Source organism: Vreelandella subglaciescola, assembly GCF_900142895.1.
Lineage (GTDB): Bacteria > Pseudomonadota > Gammaproteobacteria > Pseudomonadales > Halomonadaceae > Vreelandella > Vreelandella subglaciescola.
In genome coordinates this window covers 3,025,104-3,048,251 of record NZ_LT670847.1, presented here as the reverse complement: position 1 = coordinate 3,048,251, position 23,148 = coordinate 3,025,104, and the positions used below count along the sequence as shown (strand labels likewise).

Annotated in this window: 20 protein-coding genes and 1 pseudogene; 2 read left to right on the top strand and 19 right to left on the bottom strand. The window is 61.4% G+C overall.

What is annotated here, in order from left to right:
* Nucleotides 1-19: 19 nt before the first annotated feature.
* Both B5495_RS14210 and B5495_RS14205 read right to left on the bottom strand, forming a co-directional pair.
* Nucleotides 20-751 (bottom strand): sulfite exporter TauE/SafE family protein, encoded by a 732-nt coding sequence (locus tag B5495_RS14210; protein ID WP_079554755.1) that lies wholly within the window; start codon nt 749-751, stop codon nt 20-22.
* Nucleotides 744-1,955, bottom strand: coding sequence for a Bcr/CflA family multidrug efflux MFS transporter (locus tag B5495_RS14205; protein ID WP_079554753.1), 1,212 nt, complete (start codon nt 1,953-1,955; stop codon nt 744-746). The genes B5495_RS14210 and B5495_RS14205 overlap by 8 nt, the downstream gene beginning before the upstream one ends.
* Before the next feature lie 165 nt (nt 1,956-2,120).
* Here B5495_RS14205 and tal point away from each other — a divergent pair, with 165 nt between their 5' ends.
* Nucleotides 2,121-3,068, top strand: coding sequence for a transaldolase (tal, locus tag B5495_RS14200; protein WP_079554751.1), 948 nt, complete (start codon nt 2,121-2,123; stop codon nt 3,066-3,068).
* Nucleotides 3,069-3,088: 20 nt separating this feature from the next.
* On the opposite strand, the gene B5495_RS14195 is transcribed toward tal, so the two are convergent.
* From B5495_RS14195 to B5495_RS14155, 9 genes and pseudogenes are all read right to left on the bottom strand, one after another.
* Nucleotides 3,089-3,601 carry an STAS domain-containing protein gene (locus B5495_RS14195; RefSeq protein ID WP_079554749.1) on the bottom strand — a complete coding sequence of 171 codons (513 nt, stop codon included), beginning with the start codon at nt 3,599-3,601 and terminating at the stop codon, nt 3,089-3,091.
* Nucleotides 3,591-4,415, bottom strand: a pseudogene (locus tag B5495_RS14190) (PP2C family protein-serine/threonine phosphatase); the annotation flags it as partial. The gene B5495_RS14195 and the pseudogene B5495_RS14190, both read right to left, overlap by 11 nt.
* Nucleotides 4,416-4,493: 78 nt before the next feature.
* Nucleotides 4,494-5,288: an MlaA family lipoprotein gene (locus B5495_RS14185; RefSeq protein ID WP_079554745.1), complete on the bottom strand. Its 795-nt coding sequence runs from the start codon at nt 5,286-5,288 to the stop codon at nt 4,494-4,496.
* A gap of 75 nt (nt 5,289-5,363) precedes the next feature.
* Complete coding sequence (locus tag B5495_RS14180) at nt 5,364-6,485, bottom strand: beta-ketoacyl-ACP synthase III (RefSeq protein WP_079554744.1); 1,122 nt, start codon at nt 6,483-6,485, stop codon at nt 5,364-5,366.
* Between the two features lie 56 nt (nt 6,486-6,541).
* Nucleotides 6,542-10,453, bottom strand: coding sequence for an ATP-dependent RNA helicase HrpA (gene hrpA, locus B5495_RS14175; RefSeq protein ID WP_154045328.1), 3,912 nt, complete (start codon nt 10,451-10,453; stop codon nt 6,542-6,544).
* A gap of 284 nt (nt 10,454-10,737) precedes the next feature.
* On the bottom strand, nt 10,738-10,941 hold the full coding sequence (locus tag B5495_RS14170; protein ID WP_079554742.1) for a 2-hydroxymuconate tautomerase: 204 nt from the start codon (nt 10,939-10,941) through the stop codon (nt 10,738-10,740).
* Nucleotides 10,942-11,024: 83 nt separating this feature from the next.
* The gene (locus B5495_RS14165) at nt 11,025-12,761 is read right to left on the bottom strand and encodes an AMP-binding protein (RefSeq protein WP_079554740.1); all 1,737 of its coding nucleotides are present in this window, start codon (nt 12,759-12,761) and stop codon (nt 11,025-11,027) included.
* Between the two features lie 214 nt (nt 12,762-12,975).
* On the bottom strand, nt 12,976-13,779 hold the full coding sequence (locus tag B5495_RS14160; RefSeq protein WP_079554738.1) for a class II glutamine amidotransferase: 804 nt from the start codon (nt 13,777-13,779) through the stop codon (nt 12,976-12,978).
* A gap of 46 nt (nt 13,780-13,825) precedes the next feature.
* Nucleotides 13,826-14,257, bottom strand: coding sequence for a hypothetical protein (locus B5495_RS14155; RefSeq protein ID WP_079554736.1), 432 nt, complete (start codon nt 14,255-14,257; stop codon nt 13,826-13,828).
* A gap of 59 nt (nt 14,258-14,316) precedes the next feature.
* Between B5495_RS14155 and B5495_RS14150 the strand changes: the two genes are divergently transcribed.
* A complete protein-coding gene (locus B5495_RS14150) occupies nt 14,317-16,440 on the top strand; it encodes a S9 family peptidase (RefSeq protein WP_154045275.1) in 2,124 nt (707 codons plus the stop codon).
* A gap of 40 nt (nt 16,441-16,480) precedes the next feature.
* Here the strand turns inward: B5495_RS14150 and B5495_RS14145 are convergent, their stop codons facing one another.
* The 8 genes from B5495_RS14145 to grxD all read right to left on the bottom strand — a co-directional run bounded on the left by B5495_RS14145 (nt 16,481) and on the right by grxD (nt 23,004).
* On the bottom strand, nt 16,481-17,716 hold the full coding sequence (locus B5495_RS14145) for an amino acid deaminase (RefSeq protein WP_079554732.1): 1,236 nt from the start codon (nt 17,714-17,716) through the stop codon (nt 16,481-16,483).
* A gap of 66 nt (nt 17,717-17,782) precedes the next feature.
* On the bottom strand, nt 17,783-18,238 hold the full coding sequence (locus tag B5495_RS14140; RefSeq protein WP_079554730.1) for a YcgN family cysteine cluster protein: 456 nt from the start codon (nt 18,236-18,238) through the stop codon (nt 17,783-17,785).
* Between the two features lie 28 nt (nt 18,239-18,266).
* Nucleotides 18,267-18,581, bottom strand: a complete 315-nt coding sequence (locus B5495_RS14135; protein ID WP_079554728.1) for a YcgL domain-containing protein — start codon at nt 18,579-18,581, stop codon at nt 18,267-18,269.
* Complete coding sequence (gene rnd / locus B5495_RS14130; protein ID WP_079554726.1) at nt 18,578-19,708, bottom strand: ribonuclease D; 1,131 nt, start codon at nt 19,706-19,708, stop codon at nt 18,578-18,580. The genes B5495_RS14135 and rnd overlap by 4 nt, the downstream gene beginning before the upstream one ends.
* 48 nt (nt 19,709-19,756) lie before the next feature.
* Nucleotides 19,757-20,362, bottom strand: coding sequence for a recombination mediator RecR (recR, locus tag B5495_RS14125; RefSeq protein ID WP_079554724.1), 606 nt, complete (start codon nt 20,360-20,362; stop codon nt 19,757-19,759).
* Between the two features lie 4 nt (nt 20,363-20,366).
* Nucleotides 20,367-20,693, bottom strand: coding sequence for a YbaB/EbfC family nucleoid-associated protein (locus B5495_RS14120; protein WP_079554722.1), 327 nt, complete (start codon nt 20,691-20,693; stop codon nt 20,367-20,369).
* A gap of 33 nt (nt 20,694-20,726) precedes the next feature.
* The gene (dnaX, locus tag B5495_RS14115) at nt 20,727-22,523 is read right to left on the bottom strand and encodes a DNA polymerase III subunit gamma/tau (protein WP_079554720.1); all 1,797 of its coding nucleotides are present in this window, start codon (nt 22,521-22,523) and stop codon (nt 20,727-20,729) included.
* A gap of 130 nt (nt 22,524-22,653) precedes the next feature.
* Nucleotides 22,654-23,004 carry a Grx4 family monothiol glutaredoxin gene (grxD, locus tag B5495_RS14110; RefSeq protein ID WP_079554718.1) on the bottom strand — a complete coding sequence of 117 codons (351 nt, stop codon included), beginning with the start codon at nt 23,002-23,004 and terminating at the stop codon, nt 22,654-22,656.
* Nucleotides 23,005-23,148: the final 144 nt, after the last annotated feature.

The window sequence follows — 23,148 nt, the reverse complement described above, 5'->3', positions numbered from 1 at the left end:
AGTCGTCAATCGGCGCCTACTAGAGGAGAAGCCCCAGCGCAGAAAGCGCACAGAGCGAAAGCGATACGCCTTGAAGCCAGCGCCTGTCCAGCCTTGATGCAATGCGATTAGCCAACGCATTGCCCAACAGGACGGCAGGTAAAAGTGTGGCGGCAACGCCAAAGTGCCAGGCACTTATCTGCCCGGCCAGTGCCAGCGTTAGAAGCGTAAGAGTGGATGTCAGAATGAAAAATGCAGCAAGATTACCGCGCATTCGATCCGGCGGCAGGCCGTGCATCAACAGCACGATCGGCGGGCCGCCAATAGAGGCCACGGTGCCAAAAACCCCCGACAGCACACCCGCGCTGAAGAGCGTTGCACGATTCACCGGTAGCCGGAAGCGAAACAACGTGACCAGCACGGCAAACAGCACAATGGCGGCAATCAACTTTTCCATCACGGCCATGGGCGCGGCAAGCAGCAGCCACACGCCCAGCACATTGCCGGGCACCCGCCCGACAAGTGCCATGCTGATCGGCCCCAGACTCACCTCATGCCGGTAATGACGCACCATCATCAGCGACACCGTTAGCCCGAACAGCACCAGAATGACCGGCACCAGTCGTGGCTCAAGCATCAGCAGCAGCGGCGCGCTGACCACCGCCAGGCCGAATCCTGTGGCGCGCTGCACAAACGCGCCCACCACCAACACGCTAGCAGCGCTCAGCCAGGTACCAGGCGCCATATCCAGCCACATCAGTATGCTATGCATGCGGATCGGTACGGGGTTCCGGCTCAGACTCAGGCGCTGGCGTCAGCCAGCGCACGCCAAGGTTGCCGCCAAGTGATGCCACCAGCATCGTCAGCACCATCGGCCACATATTTTCGACTTCAAAGTATCCGACCATCATGCCGGCAAGCGCACCGCAGCTAAACTGAATGCCGCCCAGCAGCGCCGTCGCGGTCGCGCTGATATGACCGAAATGATCCAGCAGCGAAGAAATCGAATTGGGGGTAATCAAGCCGATCATGCCGGTAAAGCACATCACCAGTATCACTACCACCGGCAAACTATGCAGCCCCAGCATGGTTGCCAACACCAATGCACAAGCCGCGAGCAGCTGAATAAACAACCCCAAGCGCAGATTTTGCTGTGGCGTGCGGGTTTTAAGCAGATAAATATTGACGCGGTTGGACAGCGCAATCACCACCACGTTGGCGCCAAACACAAACGGGTATAGCGCCGGCGACAGCGAGAAATACTCCAGATACAAAAACGGCGAGGCGGTGATAAAGGCAAACAGCCCGGCAAACGATGACGCCACTGCACAGATATAGCCCATGCCCTCACGGTGCTTCAGAATGCTGGCATAGTTGCGCAACACCTGGCGGGGAGACGCCACCGGCAGCGACATATCCCGGGTTTCGGGGAGCTTGGTGCCCAACAGCCAAAGTAAAAATAGCGCATAGACGGCTAAAAACACAAAAATAAGCCACCAATCCACCGCGTGCAGCAAGGCACTGCCCACGCTTGGCGCGACAAGAGGCGCCAGCATCATGATCATCGCCATCGTGGACATGACCTTGGCCGCCTCGCGGCCCTGGAAGCAGTCGCGCACAATCGCGGCTGAATTCACCACGCAGGCACCGCCCCCCAGCGCCTGTATAAAGCGCAGCAGCAACAACGTGTCGAGACTTTCCACCTGGGTGAGCCCCAAGCTGGCCACGGCAAACACGCTCAGGCCGCCGGTCAGCACGGGTTTGCGACCCAGCCGGTCGGAAAGCGGCCCGAAAAACAGCTGTCCCAACGCAAAACCGAGGAGAAAAATACTGATTGAGAGCTCGGTGCGATGAATACTTTCTTGAATCGTATCGGCAAGTGCCGCCATCGCCGGTAAATAAGCATCAATGGCAAAGGGTGCCAACGCCGTATTGGCGGCCACCAGCAGTGCCACGCGGCGTGAATTAAGTTCCATGCAGTTCCTTACGCATTGCGTATGCGCTAACGACTCATAAGATGGCTGAATATAAAAATATGCTAGTAAGGGTGCTAATGATAGACGATTCAGTGCCGGATAGGTGCGCTGTTCGCCGCGAGTCTCCCTTGCTAGAGTAGCGCAACGACACCAAAGGAGCGCCACATGGCCACAAGTCTGCTATCTCAACTCAAACAAATGACCACCGTCGTGGCTGACACAGGCGACCTTGATGCGATTCGCCGCTTCCGGCCTCAGGACGCGACTACCAACCCATCGCTGATCCTGCAGGCCGCACAGCAAGAAGACCGGCGTGAGCGCCTGGCGCTTATCGCCCGTGACAGCCATGACATTGACGCCGCCGTTGATCGCGTAGCCGTGGATATCGGTAGCGAAATCAGCGCGCTGGTACCGGGCTACGTTTCCACAGAGGTCAGCGCGCGCCTGTCATTTGACCGCGACGCCACCATAGCTCGCGCCCACTCGCTGATCGAGCGCTACCAGCAGGCCGGCGTAAGCGCCGAGCGCATCCTGATCAAGATTGCCGCGACGTGGGAAGGCATTCAGGCCGCCTCGCAGCTGGAGCGCGAAGGTATTCATACCAACCTGACGCTGCTGTTCGGCTTTACCCAGGCCAAGGCCTGTGCCGATGCCGGCGCGACGCTGGTTTCACCGTTTGTAGGCCGCATTCTTGACTGGCACAAAGCGCAAAACCCACAGGCTGATTTCAGCGGCCATAACGACCCCGGTGTGATCTCGGTCAAGGGTATTTATAACTACTTCAAGGCCCACGGCTACCCGACGATCGTGATGGGCGCCAGCTTTCGCAACGTCGGCGAAATCAAGGCGCTAGCCGGCTGCGATAGATTGACCATTTCGCCCAAGCTGCTCAACGAGCTGGACAATGAACAGGGTACGCTTGCCCGCCAGCTTGACGGCGCGCTTGCGGCTGCCGACGCCAATGCCGAAGCACCGCTGAATCAGGCGGCGTTTCGCTGGCAGATGAACGAAGATGCGATGGCAGGCGAAAAACTCGGGGAAGGGATTCGTAAGTTCATGGCGGATCAGCGAAAGCTGGAAACGCTGCTGGACGAGCTGGCCCAGCGCCGCTAAGCGCCGGGCTACGCGCACAACTAGTGCCGGGGCGTATGGTCCTGGGCTTCGAGCATTTCCACCAGCGGCTGGAACTGCTCGCGGTTGTGCTCGTTCATGTGCATTAAAATGCGGTGGGCTTCAAGAACACGCTCGCGCAGGCCGTTTTCGTCCGCCAACACCTCGGGAAGGTCTTCAACCGCATCGGCGAGCCCGGGGCGCAGCGGCGCGCCAAGCAGCGTAAAAAAGCGGGCGAAGCCCATGACGTCAAGCATCTGACGCACGTCGGGGTTATCCACGATAATGGTGGGCGGTTGTTCCAGGCGGTTGTTCACCGCCATGGCCACTTTGGCCAGAAACCCGAGCGCAGTGGAATCAACGTTGGTGGCTTCGCGCAGGTCGATCATGACCGCGAAAAGCCCCGGCGTCTGTGCCAGCCGTTGCGCCTGAATATCAAGCGTTGCACACAGCGTCAGGCGGACATCGCCAATCAGCTTGAGGACAAACACCCCGGAATCGAACGCCGCCTTGATGCGACCTTCTTCAATCAGCATGGCCAAATCCGCTCACCATCATGATGGTTAAATCGTCGGGCAGCGCTTGTCGATCGTCACTCGCCTCATCCGGCCGTAGCACCTGAACCAGGTCAACGGACGTACTGACGCAGGCGAGCCGATCGCGCAGCTGCTCAAGTGTGGTACTTTCACGCAATAGTTGCTCAAGCTCGTTGAGCCGCGTGTCGAGGGTTTCGCCCGGCAGGCATTCCAACACGCCGTCCGAACAAAGCCATAAGACGAAGTCAGGCGGCAGCGTACAGCTCAGAACAGGATAAGACGCATCCGGAAACAACCCCACCGGCATGCCCTCCCCTTTCAGTCGCGCCAGCGTCGCGCCGGTCTTGAGTATCGGCATCGGCAGCTGCGCGCCAAGCGAATAGTGCAGCGTTCGCGTGTCATGGTCAATAACCCCCACGAACAGCGTCGCATGCTTGCCAATATCGGTACCCTGGAGCTCGCGATTCAGTGATTCAAGCCAGTCTGCCGGCAAACGTTCGGGATGCTCGCCATCCCAGATCTGCAGCCAGCGCGAGAACAGATACTTCAAGAGTACCGTGACGAACGCGGATGAAGCCCCGTGGCCGGAGACATCGGCAAAATAAAACGCGCTGTAGCGCGCGCTGTAACGCTGATACCCCAGAAAATCGCCGGATAAATACAGCGAAGGCTCCAGCCAGTAGTCAAACCGGACGCCGTTGAACGTGCGCGGATGAACCGGCAGCAGCCGACGCTGAATATGCCCACCGCTTTGCTGGTCCATGCGCAGCAGCGCCAGCTGGGTTTCCAAGCTCTCGTTCTGCTCGGCCAGCCGCGTGTAGCGCTGCCGGCAAGCCTGAAGCCGGGCAAGCGCCTTGTCATCCCGCGTTTTATCGTGCCTCATTAAAAAGCCTCAATCGGCGGCGTTTTCGTCGCTGAAGTCCGCGTCATCAAACTCGAAATTATCACTGGCGAACGGGTCGTCGCCTAGCTCACCGTCATTGATTTTAAAGGCACGGCTTTGCAAATAGGCGTCACGCAGGAAGCGATAGCGATCGCCCTGAATGAGATCTTCCTGGTCAAGAAACCCTGCCCGACCATCAATCAGCTGCAACACACGCAGGGGAATTCGGGTTGCGTCATCGTCAACGTAGGTCAACGGGTACGCGGCCATGTTAGCCGGCAGGCCGGTCGTATCGCGCAGCGTACTGGGGCCCAAGAGCGGCAGCACCAGATAGCGCGAATCGGTCCAGCCCCAGGCTGCCAGCGTCTGACCAAAATCTTCTTCCTGCTGCTGAATATCCATCCTTGTGGCCACGTCAAACAGCCCGCCCACGCCCGCGGTGGTGTTGATCAGCAAACGCGACGTCGCCCGGCTGGCGTTTTCGCCCTTGCCCTGCAGCAGGCTATTAAGCACCGTACGCACTTCACCCAGGTTGGAGAAAAAATTACCAACGCTGTCTTCTACCGGGTCAGGCGTAATCGTGTGGTACCCCTGAGCCACCGGGCGCAGCGCATAGCGGTCAAGCACGTCGTTAAACGCAAAAACCTTACGGTTAAAGCCTTCCCACGGGTCTTCGGGCTGCGGCTCGGTCGTCACCGCCGTACTCGCACACCCGCCAAGCGCGGCGGCAAACGTCAGCGCCAGCGGCAGTGAGGTGGCACGCTTCAGGCTCGGCGTAACGCGTAGTCGAAAATCGTTTAACATGACGGTCTCTTTCTCAACATAACAGTGTATTCAGGGCGTCGTACTCAAGGCGGCGACGCTATACTTTTTGCACAGCTATACTTTTTGCACAACAACACTGCCCGCGCTATAGCCGGCGCCAAACGAACAGATAACGCCAATATCACCGCTGTTCAATGCCTCGCGATGCAGGTGGAAGGCAATAATGGAGCCCGCCGAGCTGGTATTGGCATAGCGGTCAAGAATCACCGGTGCCTGCTCAAGCGTCGGCGACGCCCCCAGCACCTTGCGTGCAATCAAGTCGTTCATATGCAGGTTGGCCTGATGCAGCCATAGCCGGCGCACATCGCCGCCGCCCAGTTCCAGCGACGCCAGATGATTGCCGATCAGTCTGGCCACCAGCGGGCAGACTTCTTTGAAGACGCGCCGCCCTTCCTGCACAAACAGCTTATCGAGGGCAGCGGGATCGCTGTCGGTAACGCGATTCAAAAAGCCGGCGTTGTTGCGTATGGCATTGGAGAATTGCGTGACCAGCTTGGTACCGAGAATCGCATAGCGCTCTTGCGCCTGAGCGACAACGTCATTTTCCAGCACCATGGCCGTGCACGCATCGCCAAAAATAAAGTGGCTGTCGCGGTCGCGAAAATTCAGGTGCGCCGAGCAGATTTCCGGATTGACGATAAGTGCCCGCTTGACGCTGCCCGAGGCAATGGCATTGGCCGCGGTTTCCAGCGCGAAGGTGGCCGAGCTGCACGCCACGTTCATGTCGAACCCATAGCCACGCGTGCCCAGCGCCTGCTGCAGCTCTACCGCAATGGCCGGATAGGCGCGTTCAAGATTGGAGCAGGCCACGATCACCAGCTCGATATCTTCCGCGTTGATACCCGCGCTGGTAAGCGCCTGCTGCGCGGCCGAGAGCGCCATTTCGCACTGGATCGACGGTTCGTCGTTGCCGCGATCGGGCAGATGCGGGCGCATTCGTTCGGGATCCAGAATGCCGTCAGCGTCCAGCACATAGCGGCTTTTGATGCCGGAGGCCTTTTCAATAAACGCACTGCTGGAATACGCCAGCGGCTCGCGCTCGCCCGCAGCACTCGCGTCGGCATGGCGCGCGTTTTCACCCTCGGCCCAGGTATTGAACGTCGCGACCAGCGCATCGTTGTCAACGGCGTGCTCGGGCGTATAAAGCCCCGTTCCGGTAATTACCACCTGTGTCATGCAACTCTCCTTTCGGCGGCACGCCGCCCTGCTCTATGTGATTCTACGCGGCGCGGCTACACCCGAGTAATCTCCTGCCAATGTTTTTCCAGCCGCTTGACCGATACCGGCATGCTTGTCCCCAACTGCTGGGCGAACAGTGAAACACGCAGCTCCTGAAGCCACCAGCCAAAGGCCACCAGCTCGGGCGCCTCAACGCGGCCGCGGCGCTCGCTGTCCCGCCGCGTATCAAAGCGGGTTTCCAGTGCCTGGACTTCACCCATCAGCATCTGGTCGCGCCCGCGTTCACGCGGGGCTTTTTCCAGCCGCAACAGCGCGGCCTGCATATAGCGCGGATAATGCGCCAGCCATTCGCCGGCATCGCACAGGAAACCGGGGTACACCAGCCTCTTCATCTGCGCCTTGATATCACTGTAGACCAGCGCCAGCGCGAAGTTGAGCCGGCCTTTCAACACTTTGGTCACTTCCAGATGCTCTTTGAGCGCAGCGTGCGCCTGATCGAGCAGCGTTTCCGCGTGGGGGATAATCGCCTCTTCAGTATCGGCCAAGCGCTGTTCAAGTGCCGCCGCCGAACGCGGCAGCGGGTCTACCGCCACCACCTGAGTAAATACCGCCAGTACCAGATCATCGACAAACGCCTGCTTGCCGCCCACCTTGGCAAACAGCAGCGCGCAGCGGGTGACGCCGGAAAGCTGCTTGATCGCCTTGACCCAGCCCGGGCGCTGCGCCATGGCCATGCGGGCGACGCCTTCACGGTGAGCGGCTTCCGCCTTGGCCGGATGATCCAGCAGCGCCACGCTAAAGGCATCGCCGTCCTTGACCAGCGCCGGGTAGGCTTCCACACGAATCCCTGCCTGCTCGGTCACACGGGATTCCGGCAGCGCCTTGTCAGGCAGCCCTTCGAGTTTCGGCTCTTGACTGACCTGCGCCGCCAACGCCTGTGCGCCACGGCTGGCGGCGTCTTCAAAGCGTTTTTCCAGCGCGCGCGCATCGCGCCCCTGACCCAGCGTCTGGCCATCATGGCCGACCACGCGCAGGTTCATCACCAAGTGCGGCTCCAGCTGCTCAAGCCGCCAGTCGTCAGGGCTTAACCGCGTGCCGGTACGCCGGCGAAGGAACTCGCCCAGCGCTTCGGTCAGCGGGCGTTCGTCGGGGGTAAGCGCTTCAAGTGCGGCATCCACCCAGTCAGGAATCGGCACGACCTGGCGGCGCAGACTTTTAGGCAGCGACTTCAACAGCGCAATGCATTTGTCGCGCAGCAGCCCCGGCACCAGCCATTCCAGCGCGTGTACCGGCAGCTGCGAGAGCATCGCCGCCGGCACGGTCAGCGTGACGCCGTCATCCTCGGCGCCGGGAGCAAAATGATAGTTGACCGGATAGCTCACCCCGGCGAGCGTCAGGTGATCCGGGTATTGCGACCGCGTCACGTCCTCGGCATCGCGCGCCTTGAGCGCATCCAGATCAAACCTGAGCAGCGTCGGATCCTGCTCTTCGGCCTTTTTGCGCCAGTGCTCAAAGCCCTTGCCGTTGACGATATCCGCCGGAATACGCGCGTCGTAGAAATCGAACAGCGTGTCTTCGTCGACCAGAATATCCCGACGCCGAGCGCGATCTTCAAGCGCTTCGACCTCTTCCACCAGCGCGCGGTTATGGGCAAAAAACTCGCCCCTGGTGTGGAATTCGCCTTCTACCAGCGCGCGGCGGATAAACAGCTCACGAGATTCCTGCGGTGCGATAGCGCCAAAGTGCACGCTGCGCCCGCTGACAATCGGCAGGCCAAACAGCGTAACCTGTTCTTTCGCCACCACCTGAGCGCGCTTCATTTCCCAGTGTGGGTCGCTATGGCTGCGCTTGACCAAATGCTCGGCCTGCGGCTCGATCCACGCCGGATCAATTTTCGCCACCATGCGGGCAAACAGCCGCGAGGTTTCGATCAGCTCAAAGGTCATCAGCCATTTGGGCGATTTTTTCGCCAGCCCCGAGCCCGGATGAATCACGAACTTGCGGTTGCGCGCGCCCAGGTATTCGCGATTTTCGGTCAGCAAACCCAGGTTGGATAAAAGCCCCGAAAGCAACGCCTGGTGCAGCTTGCCGGAGGTTGTGCGCCGGAGCTTGCGCGCCTCTTCTTCGCTTTGTTCGGGGTCTTTGGGCGCCGGCGGCGGCACTTCGATGTCCATATCGCGCAGCAGCTGACGCAGCTGACGGAAGGTATCGTGCCATTCGCGCACGCGCAGGTAGTTGATGTAATGCTCGCGGCACCAGCGCCTGAGCTGGTTGCCGGAGAGCGCCTCACGAGCGTTTTCCACGCCGTGCCAGAGATTGACCAGCGCGACAAAATCCGACTCCGGCGAGTGCCAGCGATTGTGCGCCTGATCCGCCGCCTGACGTTTATCCGCCGGGCGATCGCGCGGGTCCTGAATCGACAGCGCCGAGACCACCACCAGCACATCGCGCAGGCTGCCGCGCTCGGCACCGGCCAGCACCATCCGCGCCAGCCGCGGGTCGACCGGCAGGCGCGCAATCTGGCGGCCAAGCGGGGTCAGCGCATTTTTTTCACTCACCGCGCCCAGCTCGAACAGCAGTCGGAAGCCGTCTTTGACAAAGCGGCTGTCAGGCGGATCGACAAACGGAAACGCCTCGATGCTGCCCAGCTTAAGCGCCAGCATGGACAGAATCACCGAAGCCAGGTTCGTCCGCTGGATTTCCGGATCGGTGAACTCGGGGCGAGCGAGAAAATCGTCTTCGTCATACAGGCGGATACAGACGCCTTCGGCGATCCGCCCGCAGCGGCCCTTGCGCTGGTTAGCGCTGGCCTGACTGACCGGCTCGACCGGCAGGCGCTGAATCTTGGCACGGTAACTGTAGCGGCTGATGCGCACCAGCCCCGGGTCAATCACATAGCGAATCCCGGGGACGGTCAGCGAGGTTTCCGCCACGTTGGTGGCGAGCACAATACGCCGCCCGCGGTGCGGGGCAAACACGCGGTTCTGCTCGGCGTTGGACAGCCGCGCATAAAGCGGCAGAATCTCGGTGCCCTTGAAGTCGGCGCGGCGCAGGGTGTCGGCAGTTTCGCGGATTTCACGCTCGCCGGGCAGGAACACCAGCACATCGCGCGGGCCGTGCAGCCAGTGGTTTTCACGCTCGATCTGCTCGATTTCCGCCACCGCCTGCACGATACCCTCCTGCAGAGTGCTGTCGTCTTCGTCGTCAGCCTCGCGCGTAAGCGGGCGATAGCGCACCCCGACCGGATAGGTGCGCCCGGTCACCTCGACCACCGGCGCGGGGCGGCCGGGCGTGCCGAAGTGTGCGGAAAAGCGCTCTACGTCGATGGTCGCCGAGGTGATAACCACTTTGAGATCGGGCCGTTTGGGCAATAATCGCTTGAGATAGCCGAGCAGAAAATCGATGTTCAGGCTGCGCTCGTGGGCCTCGTCGATAATGATCGTGTCGTAGCGCCACAGCAGCGGGTCGTGGCGGGTTTCGGCCAGCAGAATCCCGTCGGTCATCAGTTTGACCAGAGTGGTATCACGGCTCTGATCGGTAAAGCGCACTTGATAGCCCACCTGATCACCCAGCGGCGTGGAAAGCTCTTCGGCCAGCCGTGTGGCAACGCTGCGTGCCGCCAGCCGGCGCGGCTGGGTGTGCCCGATCAGCCCTCGCCGGCCGCGCCCCAGTTCAAGGCAGAGCTTGGGCAGCTGGGTGGTTTTCCCCGAACCCGTTTCACCGGCCACAATCACCACCTGATGCTCATCGAGCGCCTTGAGAATATCCTCGCGGCGCTCGACTACCGGCAGTTCCGGGGGGTAGTTCAGCGCCACACGCTGGTCTCGGCGCGCCTGCACCAAACGTCCGGCGCGCTCTACTTCGCGAGTTATCTCGTCAAGGCCGCGATCCACCGGTTTACCGTCGCGCAGGCGGCGCTCAATCCCGGCAAAGCGCCGCTCAATGCGCTGGGCATCGCTCAGCATCAGCGTAGAGGCGGCCTTGCGCAAAGCACTCAGGCGCTCGGCATGGGCGGCCCTGGCATCAGCCAAAGGCACAGCCGGCGTCACGGTAGAAGAATCTGAGGTATCGGCAGTCACGGTCGGATCAATTCCATCAGCAGGTGCAGGCACGGTTTTTCATAGCAACGTATTTATAACGACATATTCATAAAGACGTATTCATAAACAGTCAGCCCGCTCGTTTGAGCGGGCTGACCATTGTAACGCTTTCGGGCAAGCGGCACCTACCCCGGTGCGCTAACGCGAACTCAAGACGATTTATCCGCGCGGCGCTTGGCGACGGATTCACCGGCAACGCCAAAGTCCTGCACTTCAACATCGGAGAGCAGGATGCGTACGCTTTCCGGCGTGCAGTCAACGGATTCAACGCAGGCGTCGGTGACGTTTTTGATCAGCGTTTCTTTCTGCTCGGCAGTACGGCCTTCAATGAGCTGGATATTGACGATCGGCATGACGATCTCCGTTTGTGGAAATGATTTTTGAAAATACTGACGCCGCGATGATTCCAGCTTCACGCCACGCTGTAAAGGCCGGGCTATGCGTCGCGGTTCCCGGTCGCGTCCGCCGCCTTGTCGTCTTCATCGCGCAGCTGGCGGCGCAGCACCTTGCCCACGTTGGTCTTGGGCAGCTCGTCGCGAAACACCACGTGCTTCGGCACCTTGTAGCCTGCCAGCTCTTTTTTGCACCAGCGCCGCAGCGTCTCGGCATCAAGCCCGTCGCCTTTGGCCACGACGTACAGCTTGATGGCCTCGCCGCTATCGTCATCGGGGATCCCCACGGCGGCGGACTCAAGCACATCGGGGTGAGCCGCCACAACGTCTTCGATTTCGTTGGGGTAAACGTTGAAACCGGACACCAGAATCATGTCTTTTTTGCGATCCACGATGCGTACGTAGCCGTCATCCTGCAGCACGGCAATATCGCCGGTGGCAAACCAGCCGTCCTTGACGGCCTGACGCGTTTCGTCGTCACGCTGCCAGTAGCCTTTCATCACCTGAGGGCCTTTGACGCAAAGCTCGCCCGGCTCGCCCAGCGCCGCGTCGTTGCCTTCCGGGTCGACCACCTTGACCGACGTGCCCGCCACCGGCTTGCCGATGCTGCCCAGCTGTATCGCCTCGCTGGGGTTGAACGTCACAATCGGCGAGGTTTCGGTCAGCCCGTAGCCCTCGGCCACGGGGCAGCCGGTCACGTCGTGCCAGCGCTTGGCGGCCGCACTGGTCAACGCCATGCCGCCGGAAATGGTCAGGTGCAGGGAGGAAAAATCCAGCTGTTTGAAATCATCTCGATTGCACAGCGCGTTGAACAGCGTGTTCAGGCCGATAAATCCGCTAAAGGACAAGCCCTTGAGCGCTTTGACAAAGCCGTCCAGATCACGGGGGTTGGGAATCAGCAGCGAATGGTTGCCGGTATCCACCAGAAACAGGCAGTTCACGGTAAACGTATAGATGTGATACACCGGCAGCGGCGCAATCACCAGCTCTTCCCCTTCCTTGATATTGCCGCCAATGGCCGTACGCGCCTGCACCATGTTGGCCACCAGATTGCGGTGGGTCAGCATCGCGCCCTTGGGTTTGCCGGTGGTGCCGCCGGTATATTGCAGCGCTGCCAGGTCATCAAGCCCGCGGGGAGCATCCTGCTGGCTCAGCGTACTGCCCTTGCGCAGCGCCTGACGAAACGGCGTCGAACTCGGCAACGAATACGTCGGCACCATTTTTTTCACGTATTTGACGGCGGCGTTGATGACCCAGCGCTTGGGGGCATCGTGCAAATCGGCCAGTTCGGTCACCAGCACGTGGCGGATGTCGGTTTTCTCCAGCACCTTTTCGAGCTTGGCAGCCATGTTGGCCAGAATCACGATTGCCTTGGCGCCGGCATCCTTGAACTGGTGCGCCATTTCACGCTCGGTGTAAAGCGGGTTGGTATTGACCACCACCATCCCCGCACGCAGCGCGCCGAAGACCGCCACGGGAAACTGCAGCACGTTGGGCAACTGAATAGCGACACGGTCGCCGGGTTCAAGATCGGTTTCATGGGTCAGCCAAGCAGCAAAGCTCGCCGACAGGCGTTCCAGCTCGTTGAAGCTTAGCGTTTTCCCCATACAGGTAAAGGCGGGCTTAGCACCAAAGCGTTCGACGGCTTTATACAACACGTCGGTAATCGAGCTATACCGCTCAAGCCCTTCAAGCGCGGGCCCGTAGAGCACCGATTCGACGGGCACCGAACCATTGGTATCTTCGCCCTCAGGCGCTGAGGAAGAGATATGTTCGCTCATCGGCAGTCTCCGCTATCCATGTCGATCTAGTAACCGACTTTGTTGTTGTTTCAAGCATTACGGCTATCGATTCACCATATACGATTCACCATATACAACCCGCCATACGCTGTAAAACGACCGCTTGAAACTTTTGTTTCATTTACATCCTTTGTCTAATCCGCCCCGTCGTCTGGTCGCTTTGCGTCAATGGCTGACGCTTACCAAGCCCTTTTCAGCCCCGCGCCGATGACATGGCAGCGGCCGTGTAGCGCGCCTGAATCTCGCCGTCTTGCCACACCAGAAGCTCGCCCGGCGCCATGCGCTGCCACTTTTCGTTATGCGTCAGCGGTTCGGTGGCAATCACCGAGACAATATCGTCGGGCGTGGTGTGCTCGACAAAGTTGACCGTCATCTCGGCGTCGGAAAGCTCGGCCTCGCCGAACGGCGCACGCCGGGTAATATGAGCAAGCTTAGTCGAGCAAAACGTATACAGGTAGTCGCCGTCGGACAGTAGCAGGTTGAAAACGCCCAGCGCCCGCAGACGCTCGCATAGCGCGTGCAAATGCTGCCAGAGCCGTTGCGGCTCGTCCGGCGGCGTAGGAAACTCGCGGCGTAGCTCGCCGAGCAAAAAGCAGCAGGCGTGTTCGCTGTCGGTTTTACCCACCGGGGTATAGCTGCCCAGCGGCAGGTCTTGCCAGCCTTCCAGCTGGCCGTTGTGTGCATAGCACCATGGCCGCCCCCACATTTCCCGGGTGAACGGGTGGGTATTGGCAAGCGTCACCTCGCCCACGTTGGCCTGGCGGATATGACTGATTACGACATGGGACTTAATCGGATAGTCGCAGATCAGCCGCGCGATGGGTGAATCAACCGACGGGTGCGGATCCCGAAAATCGCGGTAGCCACCCTGCTCGTAAAACGCGATGCCCCAGCCGTCACGGTGCGGGCCGGTGCCGCCGCCGCGGTGCAAAAAGCCGGCAAAACTAAAGCAAATATCCGTCGGCACGTTGGCGCTCATGCCCAAAAGCTCACACATCGCTGACTCCTTTCATTGACTCACGCTCATTGAATGGCGCTGACGCTTAACCGACCACCGGCTCGCGACGACGAGGGCTGTGCTCGGCGGACTTGGGGTCAGCGGCCGTTGACGGCGTATGATCGTCTCCCTGACGATACGGGCGGCGCCACCACCAAAGGGCGATGCCTATGAGCGAGCCCAGCACCACACCCGCGAGCAACCACAACAGGCCGCCAACCGCCGATGAGTCTTTTTCCAGAACGCCCACCGCCGCGACCATCGCCGACGGCGCCCAGCCGGTATAGAACTCGCCTTCTTCCACCAGCGGCAATACAAAACTCGCCGGCATCCACATCGCGCCGCCAATCGCCCAGGTCAATAATAGCCGCGGCAGGCGCGGCAAGAAGGCAAAGGCCAGATACACGGCGCCCAGCACCAAAATCGAGATCCCGTAATAGGTCAACCAAAGCAGTGACATTGAATCTGCAAACAGCATAATACTCCTCTTGTGGATGTCAGCATCCACGCTACATTTTCCGTTATGGTACCCGTCAATTGAGAAAAGCACAGCCAGACAATGCCGAGCTTTCGCCAGTGGAACGCGACTTTCGCCCTAATGACCCCGAGTGGCACTGGCTTGAACACAGCGACGCGCCCGAGGTCGAGGCCTTTCTTGACGCCGCCAACGCACAGCACGCGGCGTGGTTTAAACCTCTAAAACCGCTGGCCGACGCGCTTTATCACGGCCACCTTGCGCGGCGCGAGCTTGCTCTCTCAAGCCTTGAGACCGCGCTTGACCACTATACGTTCTATAGTGAAACCGCCGCCGATGCCGACTACTCGCGCTGGTGGCGCTACCCGAACGACAATCCCGAGGCGCGCGAATGCTTTTTTGACGTTCCAGCGCGCGCTACCGGCCATGATTTTTACGATATCGGCGACATGGCGCTGACACCCGACGAGCAGTGGCTGGCGTGGACCGAAGACACCCAGGGCGACGAGCGTTTTACGCTGTGGATCAAGGCGCTGCCCAACGGCGACGCCCAGCGCGTGCTGGATGATATTGGCCCCGCACTGTGCTGGGCTGAAGACCAACACGATGCCCGGGCAACGCTGCTGTTCACCCACTTTGATGCCACCCAACGCCCCGATAGCCTGTGGCGCTTGTCGCTAACGCTTGAGGATCAAATCGGCACCGACACGCCTCAGCTAATATGGCGCGAAGACGACCCCGAGTTCTGGGTGGGTATGGACAAAACCCGCTCGCGGCGCTGGATCATGCTGGAAAGCGCCTCCAAGGACACCAGCGAAACCCATCTGATCCCGGCAGATGAGCCCGGCGCCGCACCACGCTGCCTGCACCCGCGCGAGGCCGGCGTTGAAGCCAGCATTGATCACCGGCCGGGCTTTTTCTACCGCCTTCACAACCGCGCAGGGGCGCACTTTCAGCTGGACGTCACGCCCGAAGACGCCGCGCTAAAAAGCCCCGATCAGGCCGACTGGAAACCGCTGGTGGCGCACCGCGAAAGCGTAACGATTGAAGGCATCGACGTCTTTTCTTGGGGGCTGGTGCTAGCCGAGCGCGACCACGCCCAAGCGCAGGTCACGTTGCGTCGGCTGGTATTCGACGCGGCTCACCGCCCTATTGGCGACAGCGTACTAGCGCTGCCGGAAACGCCCTGTTCGCAGATGCTTGAAGACGCGCCGCACTTTGCCACCCAAACGCTGCGACTACGCGAAGAATCCTTCACCCAGCCGCCGCGCTGGATCGAGCTCGACCTTGAAAGCGGCGAGCGCCGCGTGATCAAAACGCTGCCGCTTTACGGCGACTTGACGCCGGATAGGCTGACCAGCCGGCGGCTGTGGGCCAAAAGCGCCGACGGCGAAGCCGTGCCCGTCTCCATCGTCATGCGGGCGGATCTTGCCGGCCAGCCGCTGCCCACGCTGCTTTACGGCTACGGCGCCTACGGCGACCCGCAGGACCCGTGGTTTTCGATCGCCCGGCTGGAGCTGCTCAATCGCGGAGTAGCCTTTGCCGTCGCGCACGTGCGTGGCGGCGGCGAACGCGGCGAGCCCTGGTATCTCAACGGCAAAATGGAACACAAGGAAAACAGCTTCAACGATTTCCTGGCCGCCCGGGACGCACTGGTGGCCGAAGGCGTCAGCCTGCCCGAGCGTATCGTCGCCTATGGTGCCAGCGCCGGCGGCCTGCTGGTGGGTACCTGCGTCAACCGTGCGCCCCAGGCCTTCTGCGCGGCGGTGCTCGACGTACCCTTTGTCGACGTGCTGCGCACCATGCAAAACCCCGACCTGCCGCTGACTACCGCCGAATACAGCGAATGGGGCAACCCCGAAGCGCCCGAGGTTGCCGCACGCATTCGCGGCTACTCGCCGGTGGATAACGTCACACCGCAGACCTACCCCGCGCTGTGGATCGAAGGCAGCTGGTTTGATACCCGCGTGGCCTACTGGGAGCCGGCCAAATACTATGCGCGAGTGGCACAGTGCCAGCAGGGCAAAGCGCCGGTGCTGCTGTATACCGATATGAGCAGCGGCCACGGCGGCGCCTCGGGCCGGTTCAAAGCCTGGCGCGACGCCGCCCGACAGGATGCCTTCATCCTCTGGGCGCTGGGATTAGCCACCTCTCCGGGGGTTCCCACTGCTAATCAGCATGGTTAGCGAAAAATCACGCTCAGGTAGTGCTCGAGGTTCATGGCCATCAGAAACGCGTTTCCAGCGCGTCAAGCACCTTCAGCTCGCGATCTACTAGACACATCTGTCGCCACTTATCGAAGGTCAGGCACGGGTGCGACGTGCCGAAGGCGAGCACATCGCCAACCGCCAACTCGGTATCGCGGGGAATTTCCAAAAAAGTATGCTGATCCATGATATGCGTGGCCTTCCAGCGGCTAATGTCCACCGCTGTCGCGGCTGACGCCGGGTGTGAGACCAGCGGATAGAGCCTCAGCGGCAGCGGCAGGTCCGGCTCGTGGCCAATGTCGCGCTTGCCCAGGGCCACGATCGCCAGGCCGGGCTCGGGCAACGACTGAACGTGAGCGAACACCTCGAGCGCCGGCTGCAGGTCGCCGATCAGCCCCGGATTACGAGCCTTTATATCCGCCATGGCGCCGGCATAGAGCCGGTGGTCATGGACCACATAGCAGCCCGGACGCAGCACGGGCGTGTAATACTCGCGCAGCTCCGCCTTATCGAATGCCTCGGCGATCAGGTCGAACCACTTAGAACCTGAGGCGGTAACGATCGGCGCCTCACGTCGGAGCGTATCGCTCGCACGCAGCGTCCTGACGGTCTCCACCAGCCGCTCACCGTAGGCGCTTACTGCGGCGACCTCGTCGCCCCCCGCGATCATCCCCTCATAGCCTTCGATCCCGACCAGCGCTAATGCTGACTGCTCGGCGATTACGCCCACCAGTGCCTCGACCTGGGCGCTATCACGGCAGCCGCAGCGCCCCTCGGCAACCCCCAGCTCGATCAACACATTGAGAGTTTGGCCGCGCGCGGCGAAGTAGCGGCCCAGCGCGGTGACGTTCGTCGCGGAATCAACCACGCAGTAGAACTCGGCACCCGCCCCGATGAGTTCGGCGACGATCGCCATGTTGGGCTCGCCAACAAGCTGGTTGGCCATCAGCAGGCGCGTCACGCCACCGGCGAAAGCTGCACGACACTGCGGTGCGGTAGCCAGCGTAATGCCCCAGGCGCCGGCCTCGAGCTGACGACGAAATAAGGCCGGCGCCATGGTGGTCTTGCCGTGCGGCGAGAGCCGCGCGCCGTGGGATTCGGCAAAACGCTGCATCCACGCGATATTTTGCGCTAGCGGCGACTCAAAGATCGCTGCCGCCGGCAGGCTGACCCCCGTCAGTAACAAGGCGCCGATTGGCGGGATGTCTTTGTCAGCAGCGCCTGGTGTCCAGTCAGATAAAACAGAAGCGGTCATTCCTATCTCCTATCGTTGAAAACTTAGTCGTCAGTCGACAATCGATAGCATCTTGATGGCGCGAACCTACATCGGCAGCACGGCAATAATGTGCTCTTCAAGGCGGTCTTCGGGGACGTCATCCTGGGACACGGCGAAGCCGCGCACGCTGATGCCCTTGCGGTGTACGCGCTCGGCGTCGTTGCTGAGTAGCGGATGCCAGCCGGCAAGCTTGCGGCCTTCGGCCACGCGCCGGTAGCCGCAGGTGTGCGGCAGCCAAGTAAACTCCCTGACCAGCGCAGGCGTCAACTGAGTGCAGTCGGGCACGCTGTCAAAGCGGTTGGGGTAGTCGCTGCACTGGCAGCTGTGGGTATCCAGCAGCCGGCAGGCCACGTTGAGCACCGCCACTTCTTCGGTGTCGTCATCGTGAAGCTTGAGCAGGCAGCACTGCCCGCAGCCGTCGCACAGCGCTTCCCATTCGGCATCGTTGAGCTCTTCCAGGGTAAAGCGTTCCCAAAAGCGTTCGCGCAGCTTCGTTGTCATACGCCCTCCTCCACGGCTTGTAGTCAGCCTAGTAAACCGCCTGGGTCGGTGTCCGGTAAAGGTCGAGCAGGTAGTCCTCTTTCGCCGGCGGCATCTGAAAGTAAAATCCCTGAGCGTGAATCGCCGCCATCACGTCCGCCGCGTTGGCACGCGCCAGCGGCTTGTCGGCGGTCAACAGCATGGTGAACACCGCTACCGGCTTGCCGAAATGCTCCAGCAGCGCCTCGGGCACATCCACCAGCCCCTGGCGCTTGTCCACGTACAGGTACGTTTCTTCTTTACGCGGGCTTTTGAACACTTCGCAAATAAGGCGGCCGGATAAGCCGGCAGTCGTTGCGGTCATGACGTCTCCTTGAGCGCTTGGGTCAGCGCGTCGTTCAGGCACTCGCCGCGCCAGCCGTCGGGCAATACCGGCGTGTCACCGGCCAGCACCTGCATCGCAATCGCTTCAATATCGCGCCGACGCAGGAGCATTTCGGGCGCCATCCCCAGCGCTTCGCCGCGCTCACTGACGGCTTTTTTCAGCGTTTTGAACAGCGGCTTGAACGGCGGACGAGCCGGGTCTGGCCAGGCGTGCGGCAGCGCCTCGGCCTCACACTCCCGCGCCGCTTTCACCTGCGCCAGCAGGGTATCGCCGTCTTTTTTGATAAACGACGGTTTGATGTCTTCCACCGCGGCCAGCTCAAAGCGGTTTTTAGGCATGGCGGTGGCGACGGCAAACAGCACTTTATCGCTGACCAGCCAGTTACGCGGCAGGTTGCGCTGGCGGGTTTCGCCTTCGCGCCAGGTTGTCATCAGCCGGTAGGCCTCGATCTGACGCGGCGTTAGCCGCCATAGTTGGCGCTGACGGGTAAACCACTGGGCATCCTGCTCGGCGCTGCGCCCGGCCTGCTCGATCAGCGTTTGGCACTGCGCTCTGGCCCAGGCCATTCGCCCGTTTTTTTCCAGCGCGTCGGCCTGCTTCTGCCACACTTCGAGCAGGCAGATAACGTCCAGCGCGGCGTAATCACACTGCGACGGCGTCAGCGGGCGATTCAGCCAGTTCGAACGGGTTTCTTCCTTGGGCAGGTCTTCATCCAGCCAGTAAGCCACCAGTTTTTGATAGCCCATGCCGGGCGTTTCGCTCAGAAACCCCTGCGCCACCTGAGTATCCATCAGCGGCGTGGGTAACACACCGGCCCAGCACTGAAACACCTCAAGGTCTTCGCTGCAGGCGTGAATCAGTTTCAGCGCGGCATTCTGCAGCAGCGCCTGGCACGCCGGCGTGCAGTCAACCGCCAGCGGGTCCACCAGATAGGTCACGCCGTTGCCGGCAAACTGGACCAGCGCGGTCACCGGGTAAAAGGTTTTTTCACGAAAAAACTCGGTATCCAGCGCGATAACGTCAGCATCCGCCAGATGGGCGCAGGCGTCATCCAGCGCTTCGGGCGTGTCAATCCACTGGTACGAGGGGGAGTCAATCAAGGACAAAAGCAGGTTTTCCCTAAAGTGCGCGCACGCCGTCGTGCGCGGCAGCGTTTATTCGCTGGCAAAAGGCAGGCGGCCATTGAAGGCGCGGCTTAGCGTACCGCCGTCAACGTATTCAAGTTCGCCGCCCATGGGCACGCCGTAGGCCAGGCGGGAAAACGTCACGCCGTAGGCGGCCAGCTGGGTGGCAATATAGTGCGCAGTGGCTTCGCCTTCTACCGTGGGGTTGGTCGCCAGCACGATTTCATGCACGTGCGCCTGAGCCACCAGGCTCTCCAGCTGCTCAAGACCGATGGCCTCCGGGCCAATGCCGTCAATCGGCGACAGATGGCCGTGGAGCACGAAATAGCGCCCGCGAAAGCCGCCGGCCTCTTCGATGGCAAGCTGGTCGGCCGGCGACTCCACCACGCACAGCAGCGTTTCATCGCGCCGCGGGCTTTGGCACAGCGCGCACAGCTCGGCTTCGGTCAGCGTACGGCAGCGCTGGCAATAGCCCACGGCCTCAATGGCTTCGGCAAGCGTTGCTGACAGGCGTTGACCGCCTTCGCGTTCGCGCTCCAGCACGTGCATGGCCATGCGCTGGGCGGTTTTCGGCCCGACCCCCGGCAGCACCCGAAAGGCGTCCATCAGCTGTTCAACAAGCGGTGAGAAGCGCATCCAATCAGAACGGCATTTTAAAGCCGGGCGGCAGATCCAGCCCGGAAGTGGCGCCTTCCATCAGTTCTTTGGAGCTTGCTTCAATCTTGCGCACGGCGTCGTTGACCGCTGCCGCAAGCAGGTCTTCCAGCAGCTCTTTGTCTTCTTCCATCACGCTCGGGTCGATATCGACCTTGCTCACGTCATGGCGGCCGTTCATGGTGATTTTAACCATGCCGGCGCCGGCTTCGCCCTGCACTTCCGCCTTGGCGACTTCTTCCTGAGCACGCTGCATTTTTTCCTGCATTTCCTGAGCCTGCTTCATCATGTTGCCCATTCCGCCTTTCATCATGGCGATGTCTCCCGAGTCAAAGTAAAGGGTGTGTCAGTCGGCGTGCTTCGCAGGCATCACGCCGTTTTCCATGAACGTCGCGCCGAATGCCTGCTTAAGCTCTTGTATATGGGGATCACGGTTGAGCGTATCAAGCGCTTTTTCCTGGCGCTCCTGCCCTACCCGAGCGTCCCGCGCTTTGGGCGTTTCAAGCGTGGCGTCAAGCACTTCTGCGCTCATCGTCACGCGGCGTTCAATGCCGTTTGCCGCCAGCGCTTTGGCAATCCGGGTGTCGTGTACGTCGGCCTGCATGGCCGCCTGGCTGGGATCAAGGCGCAGCACCAGGGTTTCACCGTCGTCGCTTTCCAGCTGACAGTGTGCGGCCAGATTGCGCGTCAGCCCGCCCAGCCCCAGCGCGTCAAAACCGTCAACCCAGCCGGCATGATCGAGCCTTCCCGGCGGTACCGGATCGCCCTGTGGTGGCGCCTCGGCGGCGGGCGGTGGCGCGGGCTCAGATTTAGGTTCAGGCTCGTTTACCGGTTCAGGCGGGATCGCTGGCTCAGGTTCCGGCTCAACCACCGGCGGCGCTTCGTCGGTCGCCCACGGCGGCGGCTCGGCGGGTGGCACGGGCTCAGCGGGCTGACTCGGCGGCGCGGGTTCAGTCGCGGCGTTAGCAGCGGTAGGCGCCTCGTCGGCGGGCGGGCGTTCCGGCTGCAGCGGCAGCGGTGTTGCCGGCGGCCGGGGCACACCCTGGGGGCGAAACGCCAGCATGCGCAGCAGGGTCATTTCCAGCGCGCTGCGCAAATCCGGCGCGTGGGCCATGTCGCCGCGCCCCTGAATGCCGATCTGGTAATAAAGCTGCACGTCTTCGGCGGTAAAGCGCGCGGCCAGCGCCAGCACCGTATCGCGGTCGCCGTGGCCGTTATCCACCGCGTCGGGCACCATCTGCGCCACCGCGAGACGATGCAAAATCGCCGTCACGTCGTCCAGCACCGCAGCGAAATCGGGCCCCTGCTCGGCCAGCTGCGAGACTTCGCTCAGCAGGCGCGCCACGTCAACGTCGGCCAGCGCCTCGATGAGCGCCAGCACGTGGCGATGATCCAGCGTGCCCAGCATGGCGGCGACGTCGGCGTGGTGTATCGCGCCCTGGCCAAAGGCAATGGCCTGATCGGTGAGGCTCATGGCGTCACGCATGGAGCCGTCGGCCGCCTTGCCCAATAGCCACAGCGCGCTCTCTTCAAACGCCACGCCCTCTTCGCCCAGCACATGGGTCAAATGTTCAACCACGCGTTCCGGCGGCATATGCTTGAGGGTAAATTGCAGGCAGCGCGACAGCACCGTTGGCGGCAGCTTGTGCGGGTCGGTAGTCGCCAGCAGGAATTTGACGTGGGGCGGCGGCTCTTCCAGCGTTTTCAACAACGCGTTGAAACTGCTGGTCGAGAGCATGTGCACCTCGTCAATGAGATACACCTTGTAACGCCCCTGGGTCGGCGCGTACTGGACGTTATCCAGCAGCTCGCGGGTGTCTTCCACCTTGGTGCGCGAGGCGGCATCGACTTCGATCAGGTCAACAAAGCGCCCTTCGTCGATCGCCCGGCAGCTGCCGCACTGCCCGCAGGGCGTTGAGGTAACGCCTTCGTCGCCCTGGCCGTTGGCCGTGCAGTTGAGGCATTTGGCCAGAATCCGCGCCAGCGTGGTCTTGCCCACGCCGCGGGTACCGGTAAACAGGTAGGCATGGTGCAAGCGCCCCTGATCAAGCGCGTTGACCAAGGCGCGCTGCACGTGCGTTTGCCCCACGAGTTCGTGGAATGTACGTGGCCGCCATTTACGGGCCAGAACCTGATAGCTCATGGGGCAGAATATCCTTTGGCGGGCAAAAAAATAGAGAGTGGCACCATTCTAGCGGCTGCCACCCTGTCAGCCAACACACCGTCAACCAACATCCTGCCCGCCAGCCGCTGCTGACAGCACAGCGGGTTTCCTAGGCGTTGTCGCCTTCTTGCGCGGCGTTGGCACGCTCGCCGGCGGCCTTGACCAGTTTTTCCAGCTCACCGCTCTCGTGCATTTCCACCACGATGTCGCAGCCGCCGACCAGTTCGCCTTCTACCCACAGCTGTGGGAAGGTCGGCCAGCTGGCGACTTTCGGCAGCTCGGCACGAATATCCGGGTTATCCAGCACGTTAACGAACGCAAAGCGCTCGCCGCAGCTCATCAGCGCCTGTACGGTTTGCGCCGAAAAACCGCACTGGGGCAGCTGCGGTGTGCCTTTCATGTAAATCAGGATCTGATTTTCGCTAATTTGCTGCTGAATGTTTTCCACAGTGGTGCTCATAAAGCCTCCTTACGCTTGCCAGCGAGGGGCTCAGGCCCCGCCGCTGGCATCAACAATAGAGTGTGACCTCGATAATACCCGACCATGCTACTCGGCCTTGTGCGTTGGTGCCATTCTACGCATGCCGTTCGCGTTGCGCATCCC